Source organism: Streptomyces sp. NPDC031365 (assembly GCF_055569765.1).
In genome coordinates this window covers 103850-123774 of record NZ_JBVIIM010000014.1, presented here as the reverse complement: position 1 = coordinate 123774, position 19925 = coordinate 103850, and the positions used below count along the sequence as shown (strand labels likewise).

Annotated in this window: 23 protein-coding genes and 2 pseudogenes; all 25 read right to left on the bottom strand. The window is 71.4% G+C overall.

Annotated features, from left to right (window positions below; all coding sequences use genetic code 11):
• Positions 1-162 precede the first annotated feature (162 nt).
• Positions 163-1533 (bottom strand): SPDY domain-containing protein, encoded by a 1371-nt coding sequence (locus ACZ5C2_RS21555; protein ID WP_189909687.1) that lies wholly within the window; start codon positions 1531-1533, stop codon positions 163-165.
• A 65-nt stretch (positions 1534-1598) separates the two neighbouring features.
• A complete protein-coding gene (locus ACZ5C2_RS21550) occupies positions 1599-2726 on the bottom strand; it encodes a DnaB-like helicase N-terminal domain-containing protein (RefSeq protein WP_189909686.1) in 1128 nt (375 codons plus the stop codon).
• Entirely contained in the window at positions 2726-4000 is a 1275-nt protein-coding gene (locus tag ACZ5C2_RS21545) for a DNA cytosine methyltransferase (RefSeq protein WP_189909685.1), read from the bottom strand. The genes ACZ5C2_RS21550 and ACZ5C2_RS21545 overlap by 1 nt, the downstream gene beginning before the upstream one ends.
• On the bottom strand, positions 3997-4869 hold the full coding sequence (locus ACZ5C2_RS21540) for an adenine nucleotide alpha hydrolase family protein (RefSeq protein WP_468793233.1): 873 nt from the start codon (positions 4867-4869) through the stop codon (positions 3997-3999). The genes ACZ5C2_RS21545 and ACZ5C2_RS21540 overlap by 4 nt, the downstream gene beginning before the upstream one ends.
• 23 nt (positions 4870-4892) lie before the next feature.
• Positions 4893-5456 (bottom strand): alpha/beta fold hydrolase, encoded by a 564-nt coding sequence (locus ACZ5C2_RS21535; RefSeq protein ID WP_246531988.1) that lies wholly within the window; start codon positions 5454-5456, stop codon positions 4893-4895.
• Positions 5357-5824: an alpha/beta hydrolase gene (locus ACZ5C2_RS21530; protein ID WP_246531987.1), complete on the bottom strand. Its 468-nt coding sequence runs from the start codon at positions 5822-5824 to the stop codon at positions 5357-5359. Before ACZ5C2_RS21530 ends, ACZ5C2_RS21535 begins: the two co-directional genes overlap by 100 nt.
• Before the next feature lie 385 nt (positions 5825-6209).
• On the bottom strand, positions 6210-7148 hold the full coding sequence (locus ACZ5C2_RS21525; protein ID WP_189909683.1) for an SPDY domain-containing protein: 939 nt from the start codon (positions 7146-7148) through the stop codon (positions 6210-6212).
• Positions 7149-7265: 117 nt separating this feature from the next.
• Positions 7266-7784 carry an SPDY domain-containing protein gene (locus ACZ5C2_RS21520; RefSeq protein WP_189909682.1) on the bottom strand — a complete coding sequence of 173 codons (519 nt, stop codon included), beginning with the start codon at positions 7782-7784 and terminating at the stop codon, positions 7266-7268.
• Between the two features lie 6 nt (positions 7785-7790).
• A pseudogene (locus ACZ5C2_RS21515) lies at positions 7791-7889 on the bottom strand (SPDY domain-containing protein); the annotation flags it as partial.
• 174 nt (positions 7890-8063) lie between these two features.
• A complete protein-coding gene (locus ACZ5C2_RS21510) occupies positions 8064-8927 on the bottom strand; it encodes a hypothetical protein (RefSeq protein WP_189909681.1) in 864 nt (287 codons plus the stop codon).
• A 32-nt stretch (positions 8928-8959) separates the two neighbouring features.
• Positions 8960-9559, bottom strand: coding sequence for a hypothetical protein (locus tag ACZ5C2_RS21505; protein WP_189909680.1), 600 nt, complete (start codon positions 9557-9559; stop codon positions 8960-8962).
• Positions 9560-9616: 57 nt separating this feature from the next.
• On the bottom strand, positions 9617-11413 hold the full coding sequence (locus ACZ5C2_RS21500) for a type IV secretory system conjugative DNA transfer family protein (RefSeq protein WP_189909679.1): 1797 nt from the start codon (positions 11411-11413) through the stop codon (positions 9617-9619).
• A 277-nt stretch (positions 11414-11690) separates the two neighbouring features.
• Positions 11691-11777: pseudogene (locus ACZ5C2_RS21495) on the bottom strand (SPDY domain-containing protein); the annotation flags it as partial.
• A gap of 66 nt (positions 11778-11843) precedes the next feature.
• Positions 11844-12209: an SPDY domain-containing protein gene (locus tag ACZ5C2_RS21490; protein ID WP_308438454.1), complete on the bottom strand. Its 366-nt coding sequence runs from the start codon at positions 12207-12209 to the stop codon at positions 11844-11846.
• 2 nt (positions 12210-12211) lie between these two features.
• Complete coding sequence (locus ACZ5C2_RS21485; RefSeq protein WP_246531986.1) at positions 12212-12628, bottom strand: hypothetical protein; 417 nt, start codon at positions 12626-12628, stop codon at positions 12212-12214.
• 169 nt (positions 12629-12797) lie between these two features.
• On the bottom strand, positions 12798-13619 hold the full coding sequence (locus tag ACZ5C2_RS21480; RefSeq protein ID WP_189909678.1) for an SPDY domain-containing protein: 822 nt from the start codon (positions 13617-13619) through the stop codon (positions 12798-12800).
• On the bottom strand, positions 13610-13966 hold the full coding sequence (locus tag ACZ5C2_RS21475; RefSeq protein ID WP_189909677.1) for a hypothetical protein: 357 nt from the start codon (positions 13964-13966) through the stop codon (positions 13610-13612). Before ACZ5C2_RS21475 ends, ACZ5C2_RS21480 begins: the two co-directional genes overlap by 10 nt.
• 26 nt (positions 13967-13992) lie before the next feature.
• Positions 13993-14796, bottom strand: coding sequence for an SPDY domain-containing protein (locus tag ACZ5C2_RS21470; protein WP_468793224.1), 804 nt, complete (start codon positions 14794-14796; stop codon positions 13993-13995).
• Positions 14793-15176, bottom strand: coding sequence for a hypothetical protein (locus ACZ5C2_RS21465; protein ID WP_189909675.1), 384 nt, complete (start codon positions 15174-15176; stop codon positions 14793-14795). Before ACZ5C2_RS21465 ends, ACZ5C2_RS21470 begins: the two co-directional genes overlap by 4 nt.
• Positions 15177-15452: 276 nt before the next feature.
• Positions 15453-15680: a hypothetical protein gene (locus tag ACZ5C2_RS21460; protein WP_466408787.1), complete on the bottom strand. Its 228-nt coding sequence runs from the start codon at positions 15678-15680 to the stop codon at positions 15453-15455.
• Between the two features lie 196 nt (positions 15681-15876).
• Positions 15877-16524, bottom strand: coding sequence for a hypothetical protein (locus ACZ5C2_RS21455; protein WP_189909674.1), 648 nt, complete (start codon positions 16522-16524; stop codon positions 15877-15879).
• Complete coding sequence (locus tag ACZ5C2_RS21450) at positions 16521-17279, bottom strand: hypothetical protein (protein WP_189909730.1); 759 nt, start codon at positions 17277-17279, stop codon at positions 16521-16523. The genes ACZ5C2_RS21455 and ACZ5C2_RS21450 overlap by 4 nt, the downstream gene beginning before the upstream one ends.
• Positions 17280-18010: 731 nt before the next feature.
• Positions 18011-18856 carry a relaxase/mobilization nuclease gene (locus ACZ5C2_RS21445; protein WP_189909673.1) on the bottom strand — a complete coding sequence of 282 codons (846 nt, stop codon included), beginning with the start codon at positions 18854-18856 and terminating at the stop codon, positions 18011-18013.
• Positions 18853-19278, bottom strand: a complete 426-nt coding sequence (locus ACZ5C2_RS21440; protein WP_189909672.1) for a hypothetical protein — start codon at positions 19276-19278, stop codon at positions 18853-18855. Before ACZ5C2_RS21440 ends, ACZ5C2_RS21445 begins: the two co-directional genes overlap by 4 nt.
• Before the next feature lie 105 nt (positions 19279-19383).
• The gene (locus ACZ5C2_RS21435) at positions 19384-19881 is read right to left on the bottom strand and encodes a hypothetical protein (RefSeq protein WP_189909671.1); all 498 of its coding nucleotides are present in this window, start codon (positions 19879-19881) and stop codon (positions 19384-19386) included.
• Positions 19882-19925 lie beyond the last annotated feature (44 nt).

The window sequence follows — 19925 nt, the reverse complement described above, 5'->3', positions numbered from 1 at the left end:
CGCCCCTCCCCTCCGGGGACGACTCCCCCCCCACCCCCCCCCCCCCCCCCCTTCCCTCCCCCCCCCCCCCCCCCCCCCCCCCCCCCCCCCCCCCCCCCCCCCCCTTCTTCCCCCCCCCCCCCCCCCCCCCCGCTATGTTGCCCCGCTCTCGCGTGCCGATGATCAGCGTGAACGGCTGGCAGCGGGACCGGCCGTGACCGCCGGAGCGGCCGGTGGGCTGGTGAAGAGGGTCGTCCTGCGTTCGGGGCCCGCGGTCTGCGGGCGGCGAAGGCCGGTTCCGAGGGCGAGGGTTTCGGAGAGATCGGCCAGCAGCGAACTCGGGGTGTGCGGGGACGCGGTGATGGTCCAGGTGGGCCTCTCAGGATCGGGACCGGCCCAGACGGTCCAGGCGGCCAGGTTCTGGCTCGGGTGCTGTGCGGTGAAGGCGTCGAACTGGACGCCTGCGTCCCCGGTGAGGGATGTCCAGCGGATCCATCGCCCGTCCACAGTGTGCTTCCATCCGGCGTCGGAGAGGGGCTGCGTGGCCGCGGTGACCATCTTCTCGTCCACCGGGGCGCGGATGGCCGTGTCCCAGCCGTCGCCGTCGGCGAGGTGGTCCAGCAACTCCTGCAGCACCGGGGCGGGGGTGGCGCCGGTCGCGGTGAGGACCCACATGCGGTCGGAGACGGGAGTCTCGTAGGCGGCTACGGTCCACGCGGTTTCGTGGGCGGGGGTTTCGTGGACGCGTTCGATGCGCAGGGTCTGTGATTCGTGGATGGCGTGGGTTGTCTCGTCCGACCAGGTCCGCCACTTCTCCCAGCCGCCGTGTGCGTCGAGGAAGGTGTCGAGGAGGGCGTCGTGGTCGCCGGTATCGGCCAGGTAGGCCGGGACGGTTTCCGGCTCCGGGCGGGCCGGTTCGGTCGTGGCTGCGGTGAGGGCGAGTGGGGTGCGGGCTTCGGCGGCGGCGCGTTCGGTGTCGGTCAGGGGCGCCGGCCCGGGGCGCATCTCGGCGCTGTGGACCTTTTCGAAGGCGAGCAGGGCCCCAGCGGGTGAGTCGAAGGTGTCGGCGACCTGGCGCTGGTGGTCCTCGCCGTGGAGATAGACGGACTTGCCGTTGCGGCCGAGGTAGGTGCCGACCGCGACGGTGGTGTGGCCGTCGTAGGCGTGGGCGTGGATGAGGAGCTGACCGTGGCGGATGTCGTTGTGGATCTTCTGGGCCTCGTTGGAGACCTCGCGGATTTCGCTGCGGGTGCACCAGGGCATCGGGTAGTTGGCCCAGGTCCATTCTTCGTCAATGGCCTCCCGGAGCCGAGGGGTGATCTCGACGGCGATGCCTCCGGCGGACAGGTGCTTGGCCGCGTCCTGCGCCCAGTAGGGTTCCGCATGGTCGATCCGGACCAGGACCAGCACGTTGTCAGCGACGACAGTCCAGTCGGCAGCCTCCAGGCCCAGGTGGGCAACGTGGGCCTGGGTGCCGGTCAGGACGGCGGTCACGGCGCTGGGATGGGTGGGGTGGCTGTCGAGGCGGACGTGGGCGTCGATCGTGGGAGTCACGTTGGGGTGTCGTCTCTTCTGCCGGTGGCCGGGCCTTCGGGTCCGGCCACCGGCGTATGCGGGGGCTATCGGGTTGCTCGCGCGGCGCGGGCGGTGCGCGCGGTGCGCGCGGCCGTGGTGGTCGGCGGGCCGGCACGGGTGGTGGGCGCCCGGCGTGGTCGCTGCGGCGGGACCGTTCCGGTGGCGTGCTGCCAGCGGGTGCGGACGGCGCCGATGTCGGCGAGGGAACGGCGGGCGCCGACGACGAGCTGGAACGGGGTGTTCGCCGGGTCGCCGGCGTACGCCTCGATGTGCCGGCCGGTGTGCTCGGCGGTGGCCAGGAGGGAACGCTGGAGGGCCCGCTCGCCCCAGTGCTCCACGGACCCAGCCGGTTCGGCCAGCAGGCGGAGCACCTCGCCCGGTTCACTTCCGTCGTCCAGCAGACCGCGCTGCGCGGCTTCCCACAGAACGGTGACGGGGTCGACGGGCTCGCGGCGGCGAGCGAGGGTGGTCAGGCACTGCCACAGCCCGGCGTGCAGCGGCCGGTTGAAGTCCTCGGGGAGCAGCCACCGGACGGACTCGGTATCTGCGGGGTGCGCGGTGGCGGTCGCGAGCAGCAGCTGCTCCTCCTCGACCGCCTCGGTGTAGTCGGGCGCGATGGTCCGCGGCGGTGCCGTGGTGCGGGGCAGGACGCCGGCGCGCGGCGGGAAGCGGCTCGCGATGTCGTCCACGACCGCGGCGAGCGCGTCGGCCTCGGCGAGCACCGTCTGGACGGGGTGTGGGAGGGAGACATCGTGGACGGTCTGGACGAGGCGTTCCGCGGCGGCCTGCAGACGGCGGCGGGAGTGTTCGGCCTCGACCATGCGCGCGTAGGCCGGCGCGTGGCGGGGCCAGGGGCAGGTCTGGATGAGGGTGTGCAGGTATGAGACGGACAGTCCGCGCGCCTGCTCGCGGCCGGCGGCGAGCACCTGGTCGAGCCACTTGGTGTTCTTCGCGTGCTCGGCCGGATCGGGCGGGGGTAGGGTGCTGATCGCGGCGAACAGGGCGGCGTGCGCGGCGGTGGAGAACGAGTCGGCGGTAATCCCGGTCACGTCGCCGAGCCGATGCGGGTCGAGGAGGAGGGCACCGAGAAGGGCCTGCTCGGCGTAGCGCACGGGCTGCGGCGGATGTGTGTCGGGCAGGTCGTCTTCGTCGGGTTCGGGGCTGTGGGGCATCAGGCAGCCAGGGTGAAATCGTCGGGGTCGAGGGTGATGCCGAGGTGCGGGGCGAGGAGGTGGCCAGCGAGCAACGGTGGGACCGCGTTGCCGATCTGGCCGAAGACCTGGCCTTTGTTGCCGGCCCAGGGGTAGTCGGCGGGGAAGGTCTGCAGGAGGCCCGCCTCGCGGGCGGTGATCCGGATCGGCTCCGGCACAGCGGGGGCCTTTGTGTCCTGCGTCGGCGCAGCGGCCGGTTCTGCGACCCACGTGCACTCGTTCGCGCGGTGTCCGAAAAACAGCGTTCCCGCCGGCTCCTCGATGGACCGGACGGTGGCGTTGGCCTGGTTGTTGCTGCGCAGCGACCAAGACCAACGGTGGGCCTCGGCGGTGAACGTCGGCGCCGGAGCGCTGGCGGCACGGTTCTCACGGGTGCCGTGCCGCGCCGCCCACCCTGCGCCTTCGCGGCGGGACTGCAGAACCACTCCATCCGGTCGCGGCATCCAGGTGCCGCGCTCCCGGGCATCGGACAGCGTCTTTCGGGAGCCCGAAGGGAAAGGCTCGGGCCCGCCGCCGGGTCCGCCGCCGGCGCAAACGGTGGGGACAGGCCGGTCGGTCGCGCCCCACCCGAGCGCCTCAGCCATGCTCACCCAGCGGGCGCGGCCCGGACCGAACAGCGATTCGGGCTCAGCGACTTGGGAGTGCGTCGGCGTTGGAGGCTGTGCCGTACGGACCCGGGAGGCGAGGAGAATCGCCCGCCTCCGCGTCTGCGGAACGCCGAAGTCGGCGGCATTGAGGATCCCGTACCAGACCGAGAACCCCCAGCCGCGCAGGACGGCCGCGTACTGGCGCCACAGCGGCAGCACGTCGGGGACCTCCTCCATGGCCACCCATTCCGGTTCGCCGACCGTGTTGAGGGCGTGCAGGTAGCGCATCGGCTCGGCTGCCAGCAGGGAGCGCGCGTCGCGGCAGGCGGCCAGGAGTTGTGCGCGGGTGTCGCGGCCGGTGGCGAGGTCGGCGACTGCCTGGTGGACCAGGGGCTGGTCCACCAGGCCGAGGCGCTTGCCGGCCATGGACCATGCCTGGCAGGGCGGGCTTGCGATGAGCCCGGCTGTTTTTCCGAGGAAGGGCCAGACGGGATACAGCGCCACGTCGGTGCGAATGGTCAACTGCCCTGCCGCCGCACGGGTTTTGCAGGCCCACTCGTCCCATTCCAGGCCCACGTCCCGTACGCCGAGGACGTCAAGTGAGTGGCTCCATCCCCCCGGTCCCGCAAACAGGTCCAGGATGGTCAAGAGGCCAGTCCGAAGTCGTCCTGTACCGGCTCGACTTCACCGCGGCAGGCCCATGGGGAACAGCCGTCGACGACGCCCTGCTCCAGCTCCTCTAGGTCCGGTCCGCTCTCGGTAAGTTCTTGCTGTATCGCCGCCCTTTCGGCGGCGGTGACGTGATCGATGGGGGCTTCGCTGAGGGGTACACGGGAGCGGTGGAGAAACGCCTCGCCGAGCAGACGGTTGCCGGTGGCGTTGGCGCGGGCATTTCCCTGGCGGATGGCCGCGTCGAACTCCACCACGTCCTCCCATTCCTCCGGGGAGTTGTCGCGGATGTTGCGCCACTGGGCGTTTCCGTGGAAAGGGCACCCGAGGCAGCTCGATTTCGGGGTGTCGGCCAGGCCGAGCGACGTCAGATAGCGGACGCAGTCGGACCGTGACCAGCCCATGTCGACGAGCGGGTGCCGGTTGCGCATGTACTTGACGTCGGCGTCCTTGGCCCGGTGGAATTCGTCGGTGGAGATGCCGACCCACTGCTCGACGAAGATTCCCTTGGGGATGCGTGTCGGATAGGGGTAGTCGAGTAGTTCGCGGATCTTTTTCTTGATCGGCTTAATTCTATATTCCCCGGTGCATTGGCGCCTGGTCATGCCCGGATTTCCGTCCTTGTTCAGGACGTAGAGCGGCATTGACGCAAACCTGTGGTCGGGGTTCAGGGCATCCTTGCATATATGTCCGGACGATACGCGGAGAACGGGTATGCCTGCGGGTCTGGCTATTTCTCGCTCCAGCCGGTCGAGATGGGAATAGACGGCTCTCGGTTCCCAGCCCGTGTCGGCGAAAATTGCGTAGTCGACCTTCGGGAGTATGCCTTGTGCGGAGAGGGCGAGCATGGCGCTGGACTGGATACCGGCGCCTAGTGAAATTGCCCGAAAGGTAGGGAGTTCGGAAATGATCGGTCCTGGGGGTGAGGAGGGTGGGGGCGTGGGTCGGCGGCGAGGCGGGCGATACGGTCGCTGATGAGCGCGGGGTGGCGGATGGGCAGCGCGTGCGTGGTGCGGGGGAGGATCTCCAGGCGGGCGGCAGGGAGTTGGGCGGCCAGCTGCTTGGTGTGGGCGGCGGGGATGTGCCGGTCGTCCGCGCCGGCCATCAGCAGCAGCCGGTCGCCGAACTGGTTGAGCACGGTGGCGTCGCGCGGCTGGTAGCGGCGCAGGCACTGCCACAGGTCGGCGAGATCGCGGGTGTGGGTGTGGCGGATGCCGTGGCGGCACGGCGGTGGCCCGTCGGCCGGCCGGTCGGGGTGGGGCGCGAGGCTGTAGGGGTGTGTGGTGGGCAGCCGGTGCCGCAGGAGGTCCACGGCCTGGGGCGCGTGGGTGCAGGTCAGGGCGAACAGGCCGCGTCCTGCGGCCAGAAGCAGGGCACGCGGGCCGCGGCCGGGCAGCACGCTCGCCCCGCGTGCGGTGGCCGACAGCAGCACCATGCCCCGTACGCGGGCCTGGTGTTGGGGTGCAGGGCGGCGAGTTCCTGCAGGACCAGGGCGCCCAGAGAGTGGCCGGCGAGCATGAGCGGTCCGGTGGGGACGAGGCGGGTCAGGATCTGGTGCAGGTCGTCGGCGAGCTGCCGGATCGTCAGCGGTGCCCGGCCGCGGGGGGTGTGGCCGTGCGCGCGCTGGTCGTAGCGCAGGACGCCCAGGCCCAGGCCGGTCAGGTGCCGCGCGTGGACGCGCCACAGGTCTGCGGTGACGGACGCGCCGTGCACCAGCACGACCGTCGCGCCGCCGGGACGCGGGCGCACCGGGGTGTCGCGGTAGACGGACAGGCGAGTGCCGTCCGCGGCGGAGACCGACAACACCTCAGTGGCAGAAGGCGGGTTGCGCACAGGTAGAACTCCGGAAGGGGGGATCAGTAGGAGGCAGCCGTTCGCCGTCCGCGCCGGGTCGGTGGAAACCGGCCGTTCGGCACCGCACTGCGCTTGCCGCTGTACGGGGTGGGCGGATACCGGGCAGGCGACCCCGAAGGGGCTCGGGCAGTCAGCGCCGCACGGCTGTCGCCTTCGGCGGCGTGCTCGGGCCGCGGGACGGGAATGCGCTGCCGGTTACCGGCTCGTACCACGGCAAGGTGGTGCCGCTGCCGTAGGAGGCAGCGAGGGGGGCGCCTGTGGCCGGGCTGGTGGCGGGCGAGCGCGCGGTGGCCTTCGGCGGCTGTGTCGCGCTGGATCCCGGCGGCGGAGATGTTCAGCGGCGCGGGCCCGGCTTGACGGCGGGGGCGGCAACGGCGGGCGGCCGCGTGGTGGTTGACCAGCGCGGAACGCTGACGGTCGCCAGTGCGGGACCGCGAGCCGCCCGGGCGCGGGCGAGGTCTCGCGGTGTGGGCACCGCCACGGCCCGGGGCGCCGCGGGGGCGTCTGGCTTCAGCGGGCGCAGGTGGGCGTGGCATGCGCGCGGCACGCAGGCGCGTTCACGGGAGATTGGTGCCGGATCGGTCAGAGCCGTGGCGAAGGCTGCGACCAGGTGGGCGGGGGTGGCGCTGTGGAAGTCGGCCTCCCACAGCGCCCGTCGCGCATCCGGGGCGGCAAGGATCCTGGCGCGCCACGCCTCGTCTCGGGCCACTGTGTGCCCGCCGAACGAGGAGGGAGGGCGGTATTCCAGGCGGGCCAGCCGGTCGGGCGAGGTAGCGGTGATGTGCAGGCCGTCCACGGTGATCTGCCAGCGGGCGGCGCGCAGGACGTCCCACACCATCTCCGGATGGTCATCGCGCTCGCGGTAGGGCTCGTCGTTCCATCGGCCCGCGGTGACGTCGGCGTCCAGGGCGGCGGTGACGGCGGCGACGATCTCGGGCGGGGTCTCGTCGGTGAAGGCCGCGGTCCACGTCGGTGGGGCGTGCAGATCTGTGCGGCAGCGGATCTGCCACAACGCGGTCGCGTCCGGCATCAGTTCGGATGCTTCCGGGACGTAGGCGATGCGGAGCTGGCTGCCCATGGTCGTGACATAGAAGTTGCCCATCTCGTCACTCATGTCGTGCCAGTAGTGATGGGTCAGCGGGACGAAGGCGTCGTCACCGCAATAGGCACTGCCGGCGAGGTAGCCAGGGGCGACGAGGACATCGTCACCGGTACGGTCACGGCCGGCCCGCTGCGTGCGGCGCAGGCCGGGGTCGGGGCGGGGTTCGGGCACAGGGGAGTCCAGGGGTGGGGAAGAGACGGAGCGCTTCGGACCGCCGTCAGTCGTCGGCGTCCAACGGCTCAGGCGGCGCAGGAGCCTGCGCTGTGCCGAAGAGGCCGGGCGGGAAGGTCAGCGGCGTGATCGTGTGGGGTTGGCAAGGCACATCTGCGCGGTTGTTCGGGCCACGGGTGCAGCGCTGGCCGATGACCGGGCGGTGGCGCGGGCAGCGTGAGGTTGGGTGCGGGCCGCCGCAGAGCGGATGGTCAGGAAGGGCAGGTGGCGCTCGGGGAGGTCGCGCGGCCTGCGGCGTACGGGGGCCATGCTGGAGAGGGCGTCGGCGGTGACGATGATCAAGTGCAGCGGGGTGGCGGAGGTGAAGTCCGCGTGCCAGCGGGGCCCGTTGGCGGCCTCGATGCCCGCATACATGGTTCGTTCGGCGGAGACGCCGCCTTCCAACTCGGAGTGGAAGTCGGCGTCGTACTGGCGGAGGCTGAGGTAGGCGTGTCGGTCGGGTGAGTGCTGGTACTGGAAGAGGGCGTTGGCCTCGTCCTTCCAGCCGTGGGCGATGAGGACATCGCCGCGGGCGATGGGGGTGTAGTGGGGGCCGCCGGGGAGGAAGTCCTTGTGGTCGTTGTCCAGTCCGCGCATGAGGGTGGTGGTGAAGGCGGAGACGATCTCGGCAGGCGTGTCGCGGGTGAAGTAAGCGGTCCAGTGGGGACGGCCAGTGGCTCGCGGGCGTAGGAGATCGTCCAGCCGTCGGGAAGGTCGGCGATCTGTGCGCGCAGGCAGGGGCTGGAGAACATCCGCCCGGCGGGCGTGCGTGCCTCAGACCAACCGGCTGCCTGCAGCGGGCGGGTGACTACGGTGGAGTTGCCGGGGCCGCCAGGTAGACGGGGCTGACCATACGGTCCGTCGGGGCGAAGCCGGTCATCGCGTGCGTCCTGCGGCGGCCTGCTTGGTCGCAGGATGCGTCACGGCCGTTGTTCGGGCGGGGGTCGTGGCGGGCTTGTGCTGGGCGAGGGCACGCTGGCCTTCGGCGGTGACGTGGAGACGCTGGCCCTGGTGCAGGGATGTCGTGGTGTCCACCTCGACGAGTCCTCGCTTGATCAGGGCGTTGAGGGTGGCGACGTTCACGGTGGCCCGGTCCTTGTCGATGGCCTTGAGCACGCCGTACCGGCTGATCACGTAACGGGTGCCGCCACTTGCAGACAGCCGGGCGAGGACGGCGTACTGACTGTCCGTGATCTTCGGCACCGGTGTCGCCTGGTTCTGTTCGGCGTGCTGCTTCAGGTCCCGGGTGATGCCGCTGGCGAGGTAGTAGCAGCCGGTGTAGGCCAGGTCGAGCTGGTGGGCGGCGTTCGCGAGGTGCTCCGCCATGGCGGGGACCGCCTCCGCGTGCCGCGCCGTGCGCACGGCCGCTTCATCGGCCGACGAGCTGAGGAACGAGGCGCCCGGCGGGCCGGGGAACGGGGCGCCCTCCAGCGGGTTGGCCTCCAGCGCGCAGGCCAAGTCGGCTGCGGCGAGACTCGCGGCCAAGACGACGGAGGCGAGCAACTCCAGAGCCGGGCGGCTGCCGGGTACGGCGGTGTACTGGCTGCCGTCGACGGCGGCGAGGCGGAACATGGCCTGTTGGACCAGCTCGTTCGTGTCCACGATCTTCGCCGTGAGCTGCTGACGGGCGTCGGTGCCGGGTGTCAGGGCGAGCGAGCGGATCTCGCTGTGCAAGTCCTCGAAGTCGCTGCCGAGTTGCCGCAGTCGGGCTATCTCGGCTTGCAGGTCGATCTGGCGCATGGTGCAGTGCTCCGGGGAAAAGCGGACGGTGGTCAGCGGCTGCGCCGCTGGACCTGTGTGGTGGGCGGCGGTGCGGGGGCGGCACCGGGGCGGGATGGCGCCGGCGGGATGTCCTGCCAGGTCGCGATGCCGAGGTCGCTGCGCACGCTTATGCCGTCGGCGTAGAGGTGGGCCTCGGCGCGGACAACAGTGCTGAGGGCGTCGCGCTCACCGAGTCCGGACGGCAGTGCGTACTGTCGCTTCGCCCCCGCTGGTATGAAGCCGTGCTGGACGAGGACGGCGTCGGCCTGGCCCGTGGCCGCGGTCGCGGTGACCGCGTGGTCGGAGAAGCGGATGGTCACGTCCGGCTCGCGTGACGAGGTTGCGCCGTGCTGGCGCGTGGTCCAGGCCAGGTCGACGAGGTCCAGGGTGTGGGCCATGAGCCCGTAGGCCGCGACGCCGACGCGCTCGTGCGCGTCCTCGGCAGTCTCGGGCGGGAGGAGGAAGAGGGTGCGGCCCTGGTGCTCGCGGGCGGTGAATCCCGCCCCGGTCAGGATGCGGGCGGCGTTGCGGAGAGGGCGGTTGAGGACGACGAAGGTCCATCCGTCGCCGGTCGAGCCGATGAAGACGTCGTGGTGGTCGGTGAGAGCCATGGTGCTCCGGAGGGTCGTGGGGCGGTGAGCGCGATCCGGGGGTGTGGCGCAGCCCGGTTAGGCGGCCGTGCCGTAGTCGCCCTGCTGGGGTGCGTGCTTGGCGACGGCGCGGGCGGTGATGGCCTTCGACGCGCGGGCGGAGGCGGCGGACAGCTCGTCAGCGCCGGGCTCCAGGTACCAGGGACGCAGGTCGAGCATCGCGGCGCGCATGCCGGTGGCGAAGCACAGCGCGGTGCCCTTGGGCAGGGCCCGGATGGCGTCGGCGGGCAGGATCCGCTCCTGCCGCATCGACACGGAGGTCGACTTGCCGGACTCCGAGTGCGAGGTCGAGGTGGTCTCGACATCGTGGTCGCCGATCAAGCGGCTGAGCTTGTCGGCGAATTCGGGGTCGTCGATACCGCTGCCGATGACCTTCACGGTCGAGGCGGACCACATGGCGTCCATGCCGGCGTCACCCCAGACCTTCTGGCCCTGGCGGTAGGACTGCAGGATCGTGATCGGGATGATCCCGCGCGACCCGAGGTGCGAATACAGATCCGGCAAGTCGCTGATCTTGCACACGTTGGCGGCCTCGTCGAGGATCGCCAGCATGGGCGGGTCGAGCCGTCCGCCGGCGCGCTCGGCCTGGGCGGTCGCGGCGCGCATCACCGAGTCCGCGCACGCCGCGATCAGCGCGGAGGCGCCGCCGCCTCCGTCTTTGCTGAGCAGGAAGAGCGTGTCGGTGGAGGTGACGAACTGCGCCGGCTGGAATTCGGGGACGTCATTCTGCGGCGTCACCCAGGCCGCGATCTCGGAGTTGAGCAGCGCGGCGGCGTACTGGCGGGCGGTCTCGTAGATGCCGTCGCGGGTCTCGGGCGGTCCCTCGACGGTGCCCTTGAGCTGGGCGGCGACGGCGGCGAAACCGTGATCACGGAGGATGTCGAGCGGGGTCCGGTCGGCCGGGAAGGCGAGCCACTGCATGATGTCGGTGATCGGCCGCTCGTCGAGAGCCGCACCCAGGAGCAGCTGGGACAGGATGTTGCTGCCGGCCTTGGACCAGAAGTCGCCCTGCTGGGACGCATCGACGCTCGCGGCGAGGAAGTGGCCGGCCAGCCGGTTTGCGCCGTCCAAGGTTGTCGCGCTGGCCAGGGGGTTCCACCACATCTCGCGGGCAGCATGGGCGATCTGCTGCGGGTCCATGGTCCACACCTGTCCCGCTTTCGCCCGCGCTTCGCAGGCCGTGGTGAAGGCATCGCCGGCGGCCTTGTTGCTGGTGAGCAGCACCGGTCCGGGGGCGTGCAGGATGGAGGGGATCGCGAGCGAGGTCGTCTTGCCGGAGCGGGGCGCCATGATCGCGACGGCGACGTCCTCGAACCCCATGCGCACCTCGTGCTTGGTGCCCTGCAGGTTGCCCAGGAGGATGCCGGTGTCCTTCGCGTCGATGTGCTTGGCGTCCTTCAGGCTCGGCCGCAGGGAGCGGGCCTTGTCGGTGATCGCCCTGGCCATCAAGGGCTCGATGTCCCGGGCCTTGGCCATGTCTGTGATCTTCTTTTTCCGGCCGCCGCTGCGGCTCTTGTGCCGGGCCCATACGACGCCGACCGCCGCCCCGAGGGCCAGGAGCAGAAGGACGGGCACGATGCGGGCGCCGATCAGCAGGGACGCTTCTCCCGTACCGGGCCAGACCTGCTCGGGGTGGAGCAGGGCGGCGGTCGGCTGGTACGGCGCCCAGTCGGCTCCGGTGAGGTAGGCGGTGATGTTGCCCGACAGCCAGGCGAAGTGGGCGAGGGGGACGACGATCGCGAGTACGCCGAGGAGGAGGCGCAGAACGAGGTCGTATCCGTCGGTGGAACTGTTCGAGGAGGAGGAAGGGGGCAAGGGCTACGTGCTTCCGGGCGGGGACGGAGGGATCAGCGGCTGCGGCCGTTCTTGACCGGCGCAGGCGCCGAGGGCATCGGTGTGGCCGGCGGGACGGTGCTCCGGGCAGCGAGGGTGTGGACGCGTTCTTCCAGCGCCCCTGCGACGAGTACGGCGGGCACGTCTGTGGTCCGGCGTGTGACGACGTTCGGGTCGTGGGTCGGCAGACTGTGCGCGCTACGGGGGCCGGATCGGCGAGCGCGTCGCTGAACCCGGTGACGAGGCGCGCGGGAGTGTGCTCGCCGAAACGGGCCTGCCACACCTTCTGATGCAGGCCGAGCGTGACGGTGACGAACCAGGCTCCCGGATCATCCGGCGTTCCCAGGCGCTCGACGTATGCCGCCTTGTCGGGCGATACGAGGCCGTCGTCGCCGTACGGTGACCACCCGATCTACCGGAGCGGTTCGTACGGGTCGGACGGTGTGCTCGCTGTTGAGGCGGGGTCGGTGAGGGTGTCGGTGACGGCGGCGATGAGTTCGACCGGGGTACGTGTGCCGAAGCTCGCGTACCAGGCGGGCCTGTCCGGCTCCGCAGCGTGGCTCAAGGTCCACCACTGTCCGTCAAGGTCGGGCTCCAGGCGCAGGAGGGCCTTCTGGTCGGGGCTGGTGAGCAGGACGCGTGGCATCAGGGGGTCGTTGCCGTGACTCCAGCCGCAGGCACGGTGGAGGGGAACGGTGATCCAGGCGGGATCACCGCCGCCGGCGAGGTGACGCGGTGCGATGAAGTCGACCTCGACGGTCTCGGGAGCCGGGGGCATGCTCACTTCCGTGCCGCAATCCGCCGGACGGGTGCGGGGACCGGTATGGGGGCCAGAGAGGAACGGGCCTTGCGAGCAGCGGAGTTGATCTCCCGGAGCGCCTTGCCGTGAGTGGCCCAGTCATCGAGGTAGCTCCACGATTCGGCGTGATGCTCGGCGAGGGCGTCGTCGAAGTCGGCGGTGCCGGGCCTGGCGGTGGCGGGGAGGGCGTCTCGGGTCTCCAGCCAATGCTCGTGCAGTTCGTCGAGCCGGTCGAGGGCGTCGCGCAGGACGCCCAACTGGTAGACCGTGCGGCTCTGCACCGTGTTCTCCGGCAGCTGGGCCAACTGGGTCTCGGCGGTGGCCAGCAGGTGACGGGCGCCGTAGCGGAGGGGCTCGAACGCCGTGATGGTGTCGGCGTCGCGCTGGCTCGCGCGCATGCCGTAGGCGTGGTCGTCGTAAGGCCAGCCGTCGAGGTCGGTGTGCTCGTCGGAGTAGGCATCCCAGGCGTCGAGGATCTTCTTGCTGTCGCTCAGATAATCGTCGAGGTGACGGAGGAAGTCGCGGTGTGCGTGGTGGTCGGTGGAGATGAGGTGGAGTCCTGTCGGTTCAGCGGCGAGCGGCCGGCTGGGCTGGGCCGACGTTCGCCGGGGTCGTCGCGGGTTTTGTCTGCTGCCGACGGGCGGAGCGTGCCTGCGCGCGGAGGGACTTGAGGCGCGTGGCGTGGGCGTCGACCACTTGCTGTGGGCGCAGTGGGCTGGGCTCCTGCACGGCGCTGTAGTGGCCGGTGCGGTCGTACATGCCGCGCTGGAGAGGGCTACGGTCGGCCAGTGCGCTGAGGAACGATCCGACCAGGTGGGCGGGGGTGTGCTCGTCGAAGTAGGCGTGCCAGATGCGCGGGCCGTGGAACTCTCCGTGGCCGGGCTCACGGGTCTCGACGTGCCAGGACGGCCGGTCGCGGAATTCGCTCAACGGGCGCAGTTCGATGTGACACATGGAGTCTGGCGAGCGCGCTGTGCCGTCTGCGTCGCGGTGCCACCCCGTCGAGGTCACTGGTTGCCACGGGTCCGGCTGCTGTGGCGGCGGGACGATGAGGGCGTCGGTGAAGCCGGCGAGGACCTCGGCGGGCACGAGTTCGCCGAACTCGGCGTACCAGCCGGGCTCGGTGTCGGTGGGATCGGCCCGCAGCCGCCACCACGCGGAGGTGGTGGACTGCGGGTCGAACTGGAGGCGGTGGCGCAGGTCGGGGCTGCACAGGACGATCTCGGCACTCAGAGGGTCGGAGACGGCGCTCCATCCGGCGGTGGCCAGGCCGTGGGTGACGTGGCGGGCGTCTCCGGGACCGGCGAGGTGGCGGGGGCTGGTGTCGAACGGGATGCGCCCGGCGTGCTTGTCTGCGAAGGCGGCGAGCTGCCGTTCGCTCAGCGGCACCGGCAGTACCCCGGCTCGCTCGCGGCGGCACTGCCGTACAGGTCGCGGAGGTCGTCCAGGACGTAGTGGAGTGTGTGCTGGTCGGTCTGCTCCCACGCGGCCGTGCGCAACTCGGTGATCAGAAGGTCGACCTGCGCGGTGCGCGGGACGTCCGGGGCCTCCTGCAGGGCACGAGCGAGGGCGCGCAGGGTGTCGGCGAGCTGAACGGGCAGGCCCGTGTACTCATCGAGAAGGGGCTCGACGAGGGCGAGGGCCTCCACGGGGTCAGGGTTCTCGCGCAGGTAGTCGGTGAGGTCCGACAGGGTCTCGGTCGCGGTGCGGATGGTGTCCGGGGTGAGTGCGGGCATCGGGCTCCTTGGGACGGGGCGTCGGGTCAGCGGCGGGTCCGGGCGCCGCCGGCGTGGATATAGGGACGGGCGGTGGTGCGAGGCCGGGTGCTTCGGGCGCTGTTGCGGGCCCATGTGGCGGCGCGGGCGGCCGTGATCCGGGCCTGCTGCCATGCGCTGAGCTGGGAGGGCTTGACGGAGACCGACCAGGTACGGATCTGCGCGCTCAGCGGCACGCGTCCGCGAGGGCGCATCACGGGATCGGGGCCGCCGAGTTCGGTTGAGAAGGCTTGTACCAGGTGCATCGGCGTGTTCGGCGTGAAATTGGCCGTCCATCCGTTGCCCTTCTGGTCCTTCGCTCCGGTCCACCACATTGCCGAGCCGTCGGCGCCCTGGTGGTACTGCATCCACGCGGTGCCGTCGGGGCTGGTCGAGGTGTAGTGCTCGCCCTCGAAACGCGTGTGCCAGTTCTGCTCCTGCAGGGGTGCCCAGACGTTGGGGGCGTGGGCGGAGCGGGGTCGGGTGAGGGCGTCGGTCAGGCCGGCGACGATCTCCACTGGGGTCTGTCGGCCCAGGTGCGCCGTCCACTCGCCGTTGGGGCCGTCCGCTCTGCCGTGGATGGTCCACCCGCTGGGAAGGACATTGGGGTCGTAGGCGACACGGACGGTGCGGTCGGGGCTCTCCATGAGCAGAGGGCCGTTCGTCTTGGACTTGTCCCGCCATCCCGAGGCGCGCAGGAACTCCGAGACGTGTCGGATGTCGCCGCCGCCGGCGAGGGCACGGGGCTGGACGAGGTAGTGCTGCTCGGCCTGTTCGCCTGGCCCCCAGCCCTGCCATTGCTTCTTCTTCACCGGTGCCGCCGGACGACGAGCGGTGCGGGTGCCGGGGGCTTCGGCGCGGTGGTGGCGGGCTGGGTGCCGACGTGCCGGAGGGTGTCTTTGTGTTCGTCCAGGTCGAGGGTGATGTCGTGAAGTTCGTTCGAGGCGCGGCCCAGGGCGAGCCATACCTCTGCGGGGAGGGCGCCTCGTTCGGCCTGGTCCTTGGCGAACATGCTGCCGGTGGCGACGAGGTGGGTGATGCTGCCGAGGACTCCGGCGTCCGGGTCGAGGACGCGGGCGATGACCTGCGCGGCCTGGGGCGGGGGAAGTTGAGAGAGGTGGTCGGCGAGCTGGCCGAGTTGTCGGGTGATCTCGTCGGCCAGTTTCACCGGGTAGGGGGCGGGGTGGGTCATGCTCCTCCGGGTCGGTGGACGGTCAGTGGTGGTGGCGGTGGCCGACGCGCTGCGTCTCGGCGAGGACGGCCTCCGGGCGGGCGCTGGCGAGTGGGGAGGCGCGGTCGGGGCCGGTCGGGATGCAGGCGCGCAGGTAGCGGCGGAACAGCGCGGTCGCGAGTCGAGGTTTGAGCCGGTGGCTGATCGGTGGGGGTGTGCGGGCTGCTACAGGTTTCTCCGGGGATCGGGCGGTGCGGTGGTCGGCCCCGGCGTGGTGCCGGGCCCGCCCGGGTGGCCTTACGGGGTGCGGCGGGCTGGAGCGGGGCGCGAGGGGGAGCTGGCCGGTGCCGGCTGCTGCGCGGCAGGGCGGGCTCCACGGGTGCGGATGTCGTGCACGGCCTGCCGGTAGGTGGCTTCGTCGAAGACGTCGGGCGTGCAGTTGACCTCGTACCCGGCCAGGAGTAGGGCGGGGATGGCGCGGGTCGCCAGGCGCTTTTGCTCGTTGGCATCGAGGTGTTCGGGCACGGTGTGCCAGATGTACAGCGGCGCGCCCGTGGGGTATTCGTGGCGTTCGAGGCCGAGCTGTTCCAGATGGTCGTGGAGCTTGGCGGGGGCGCCGGTGGGGGTGTCGGCGTGGATCGTGGTCGTCAGCGCCTTGATTTAGATCTCGACGTCCGTGCCGTATTCGTCGGCCAGGTTGGCCATGTGTTTCTCCCCGGGGTCAACGGCGGCGGGAGGCCGAAGGCTGGGCGTTGCTCGGCGGCGGTGTGGGGGCCGCCGGTTGCGGAGCGCGGGCGGCGTGGTTGCGGGCGCGGAGGATCACGTGCGCGGCCTGGCTCAGGGAGCTGGCGGTGTCCCCGAGCCGTACGAGGGGTTCGGGTTCCTCGCCGGGTGCAGCCTGCTGGAGGTCACTGGCGGCGATCCAGCCCCGGACGACCACTTCCTTGGTGAGCGGCAGCAGCCCATTGACCGGGGCGGCGATCTCGGTCAGCACCTCGGCCACCGCACTGCTGGTCCTGGCGGCCGAGGCCCGCTCGGCGAGCTGGGCGAGGTAGCGCAGGGCCGCGTCATGTTCGCTGTCCGGCGTGGCCAGCGCGTTCAGAGCGGGGTCGAGGTGGACGCTGTGACCGGCGGCGAGCAGGGCGTGCGAGGCGGCGGTCGCCTTCAGCCGCTGCTGCTCGACGGGCAGGCCGTGCGGAAGCCGGTGGTAGTCCCCGCGAGGCCCAGCCGCGGAGAGGAAGCCGCCGGTTCGCTGGAGGATGTCCGCCGCCTTCTCGGTGCCGCCGATAGCGACGACCAGGTCGGTACGCGGGTCCTTGGTGATGGTGATGTACTCCAGCACCCAGAACTCGGGCTCCGTCTGCTTCATCGAGCCCTGGCGGTCGACGTACGGCTGCTTGCCGCGGAGGGTGGCATGGAGGCTGGGGCGGAGGTGGGCGCGGTCCGGCCTGCGGGATGCTGGAGGGCGGTGCCGATGCCGAGGGCGTCGAGCTGAGGGCCGATCTCGCGCAGGGCGCGTGCCTGCGCACTGGTGTCGCCGCCGCTGAGGCGGTAGGTGCCGCTCTGCGGGTCCTGGACAAAGCCGTTGGCGACGAGGATCGCGTCGGCACGGTCGTCGACGGGGGCGGTGGCGACGCTGCCGTCTGGCTGCCAGGTCAGGACGACCCGGTCCGGCTGGGAGGGCTGGATGCCGCCCAGGGCGTTGTGCCGGACCTGGGCGAGTGCGCTGTCGTAGCGGGCGAGCAGGTCGCCGGCGACGTGCTCGGCGCTCAGGAACGGGTCGTCCGCCAGGGCGATGCCGTTGGGCTCGGGGACGGCGCGGTACGCCTCGTCGGGCAGGGCGCGAGGGGCGACGGCGGCGATGAGGAATCCGTCGCGTTCGTCGTGCCGGTCCAGAAGGACGAGCTGGGCGCCGTCGGGGCGGCTCAGGACGGCTGCCTGCCGGAGCGGGTGCTCGGCGAGGGAGGCGGCGACCAGGTCCAGGTCCCAGATGCGGTCGGCCAGTTCGGTGAGGTCGTCCTTGGCCTCCGGCGGAAGGTGAGTGCTGGTCCAGGTGTCGGGGAGTTCGCCGGCGAGGACGTCGGCGTACGAGGCGAGGCGCTCGGAGGTGTCGTAGTCGTGCATGGTGTCCTTGGGCGAGGTGGGGGTCAGCGGCGCAGTCCGGCGGCCACCGGTGGCGGCGGGGCCGGGAGCGTGCGAGGCGGGGGCGGGCAGGCGCACACGGCGGAGCGTTCGCGTTCGGTGGCGGGGACCTCTTGGGTGCAGGCGCTGCGGCCGGGGTGCGGTGCGTGCCGGTCGGCGAGGGTGTTGCGGGTGTCGGCGAGGTCGGTGCGGATGATGTGGAGGTGCTCGTCGGAGAGGTAGCGCAGCCGCCGGGCGATGTAGGGGTCGGCCGCCTGGCCGAGCCCGTCGTGGAGTCGGCGGTGGCGGTGAGGACGCCGTCCAGCGCGGCGAGGATGCCGTCGTGGGCGGCGGTCAGCTCGGTCAGGGCGTCGGCCGCCTCTTCCGTGGTGGTGGCTTCGCGTATGCGCTCGGCGATGTGGGCTACGGAGGAGCCCAGCGGCAGGTAACTGGCCGGACGGGCATCGGTGTCGAAGTCCGGGGCGCAGTCGACGTGGTACCCGGCGGCCCGGAGGCGGGCGACGGCGTCGGTGGCGAGATCGGACTCGTCGTCCTCGGTGAGGCCGGTGGGTGCGCGGTGGTAGGTCTCGTGGACGCGGACAACGGCGATGAAACCCGCGCGCTGCAGGACGCTGTGCGCCTCGGAGTCACCGCCGCGGGCGAGGAGTTCGTCGGAATGCGGGTCACGGCGGATGTCCAGGAAGCGGTCGGCAAGGGGCAAAGAAACGTTTCTCCTACGGCGATCGGTGGGCGGTGCGCCGGGCGGCGGGCGGTACGGCGGCGACCCGCAGCTGGACCAGCTGCGCGGCGGTGCTGTCCAGGTCCTGCTGGATGGCATGGAGGCGGCGGGCGATCAGCTCCAGGCGGTGCGCCGTGTCGGTTCCGGCGGCGCCGGGCTGGCGGGCGATCCGGTGCGCGGTGTGCTCGACGAGTCCGCGGACCGTGGCCAGCGGACCGGCCTGCTCGTCGGCGAGCTGCGTGAGGACGCTCGCGAGCTGGGCCGATGCCGTGGGCGCCGGCCGGATGGAGAGCCCCGCCGTGGGGCCGGTGCGGACGGGGATCAGGTGGAGGTCCTGCTCGATGTGGCGCGCCTCGTCCGAGAGCCGCCGCAGGATGTCTGCGGGCGGGGCGTGCCACGCGCCGTCGAGGTGGATCAGGTTGGCGATCAAGTCGAGGCGTCCAGGCTGCGCCTGAACGGCAATCCACCGGCAGCCGTGCTCCTTGCCGGGAATCTCGATGCCGGCGGCCCGGGCGAGCCGGTGGGCTGTTTCGGCCCACTCTGGTCCGGTCAGCTCGCGGTCGTCCGGGTGAAGCCGGATGTCGAGGTGGAGGATCGCCCGCCGGTCGTCGTCCGGGCTGGCGGCGAACGGGTGCTCCAGGTACGGGTCTTCGAGGTGCTCGGCCCACTGGACGGCGGTCCAGGTCTTCTGCTCGTCGTCCAGGGTGAAGTAATCCAGGCCAGGCCAGTGGGCGACGACCGTGTACTCCGTCAGGCCCTCGTTCGGCGAGACCGGCCGCCCCAGCGCCTCGGCGAGCGGGTCGTGCGGCGTGTGGGTCCGCTCGTGCAGGCGGGGAATCATCGGCCGCCCCGGATGTCGGCGATGTGCACCAACTGGCTGAGGGCGGTGGTGGTGTACCAGCCGCAGTCGATCAGCTCGTTGCGGCCGGCGTACCGAGGAATGAGCGCGTCCTCCATGGCCCGCAGGTAGATCAGGCAGTCCGGGCAGCGGCGCGAGAGGTGCACGAGGTAGCGGGGGTGGCCGGTGACGTAGGACTGGGCTCCGCCGGTTGCATCACGCAGCCGCCATCCGTCCTCGTCGGTCGGGGTGTGCCAGGACGGGGCGACGACGCGCATCGCGTCTCCCCACAGTTCACCGCCGGCCACCCCCTTGAGGACGACGACGGTGTCGCCGGCCTGGAAGTGCTGGTGCGTGATGTCCCGGTCGGGGGTGAGCGGGTCCGGTGTCGGCGCGAAGGCCGAGGTGGGCGGGGGCTGGGACATGCGGTTCGGTTCCTTCCACGCAATCGGTGGCGGGGTGGGAGGAACAATGGTCCGGAGGAACGCCGGTTTGGCTAACCGGCGTTTCCCGGCTATGTTCCGCCGCGATCAGCGGAACGGGTTCTCCGTACCGCGGTCGTTCTCGCCTGCAGCGTCGAGGAGTTCGAGCACGTCGGTGCCTTCGGCGTCGCGCTGGTCGATCCACCATCCGGCGCGGGTGATGGCGCGGGCCTTCTCTTCCAGCTCCGCCCAGTCCGCCTCGTCCCAGGTCCCTTCCACGACCAGCGCGGTGTGCGCGGCCGTCATCAGTTGGTGGCGGGAGCGCTCGCCCCAGTCCAGGGCCTTGGCCGGGCCTTCCAACTGCGGCATGTCGAACTGCTTCGCCCACGCGACGGCAGCCTCCTGCTCAGCGGTGCGCTTGGCCGCGAGCCACTCCTCCTTGGACTTGGTGTCGGCGTCGCGCGCCGCCTTCCAGCAGTCAGAGCAGTCCTTGGCTGCGAGCCAGCGGGCGAACCCTGCCCGCTTGTCGGCAGGACGGCCGGACAGGTCATGAACCACCTGGTGGGAGCACGCGTGCTCCACTGTCCAATGCGTACGGACGGCCATAAATGGATCTCCTCAAAAGGGTTGGAAAGTGGGGGTGTTGCGCC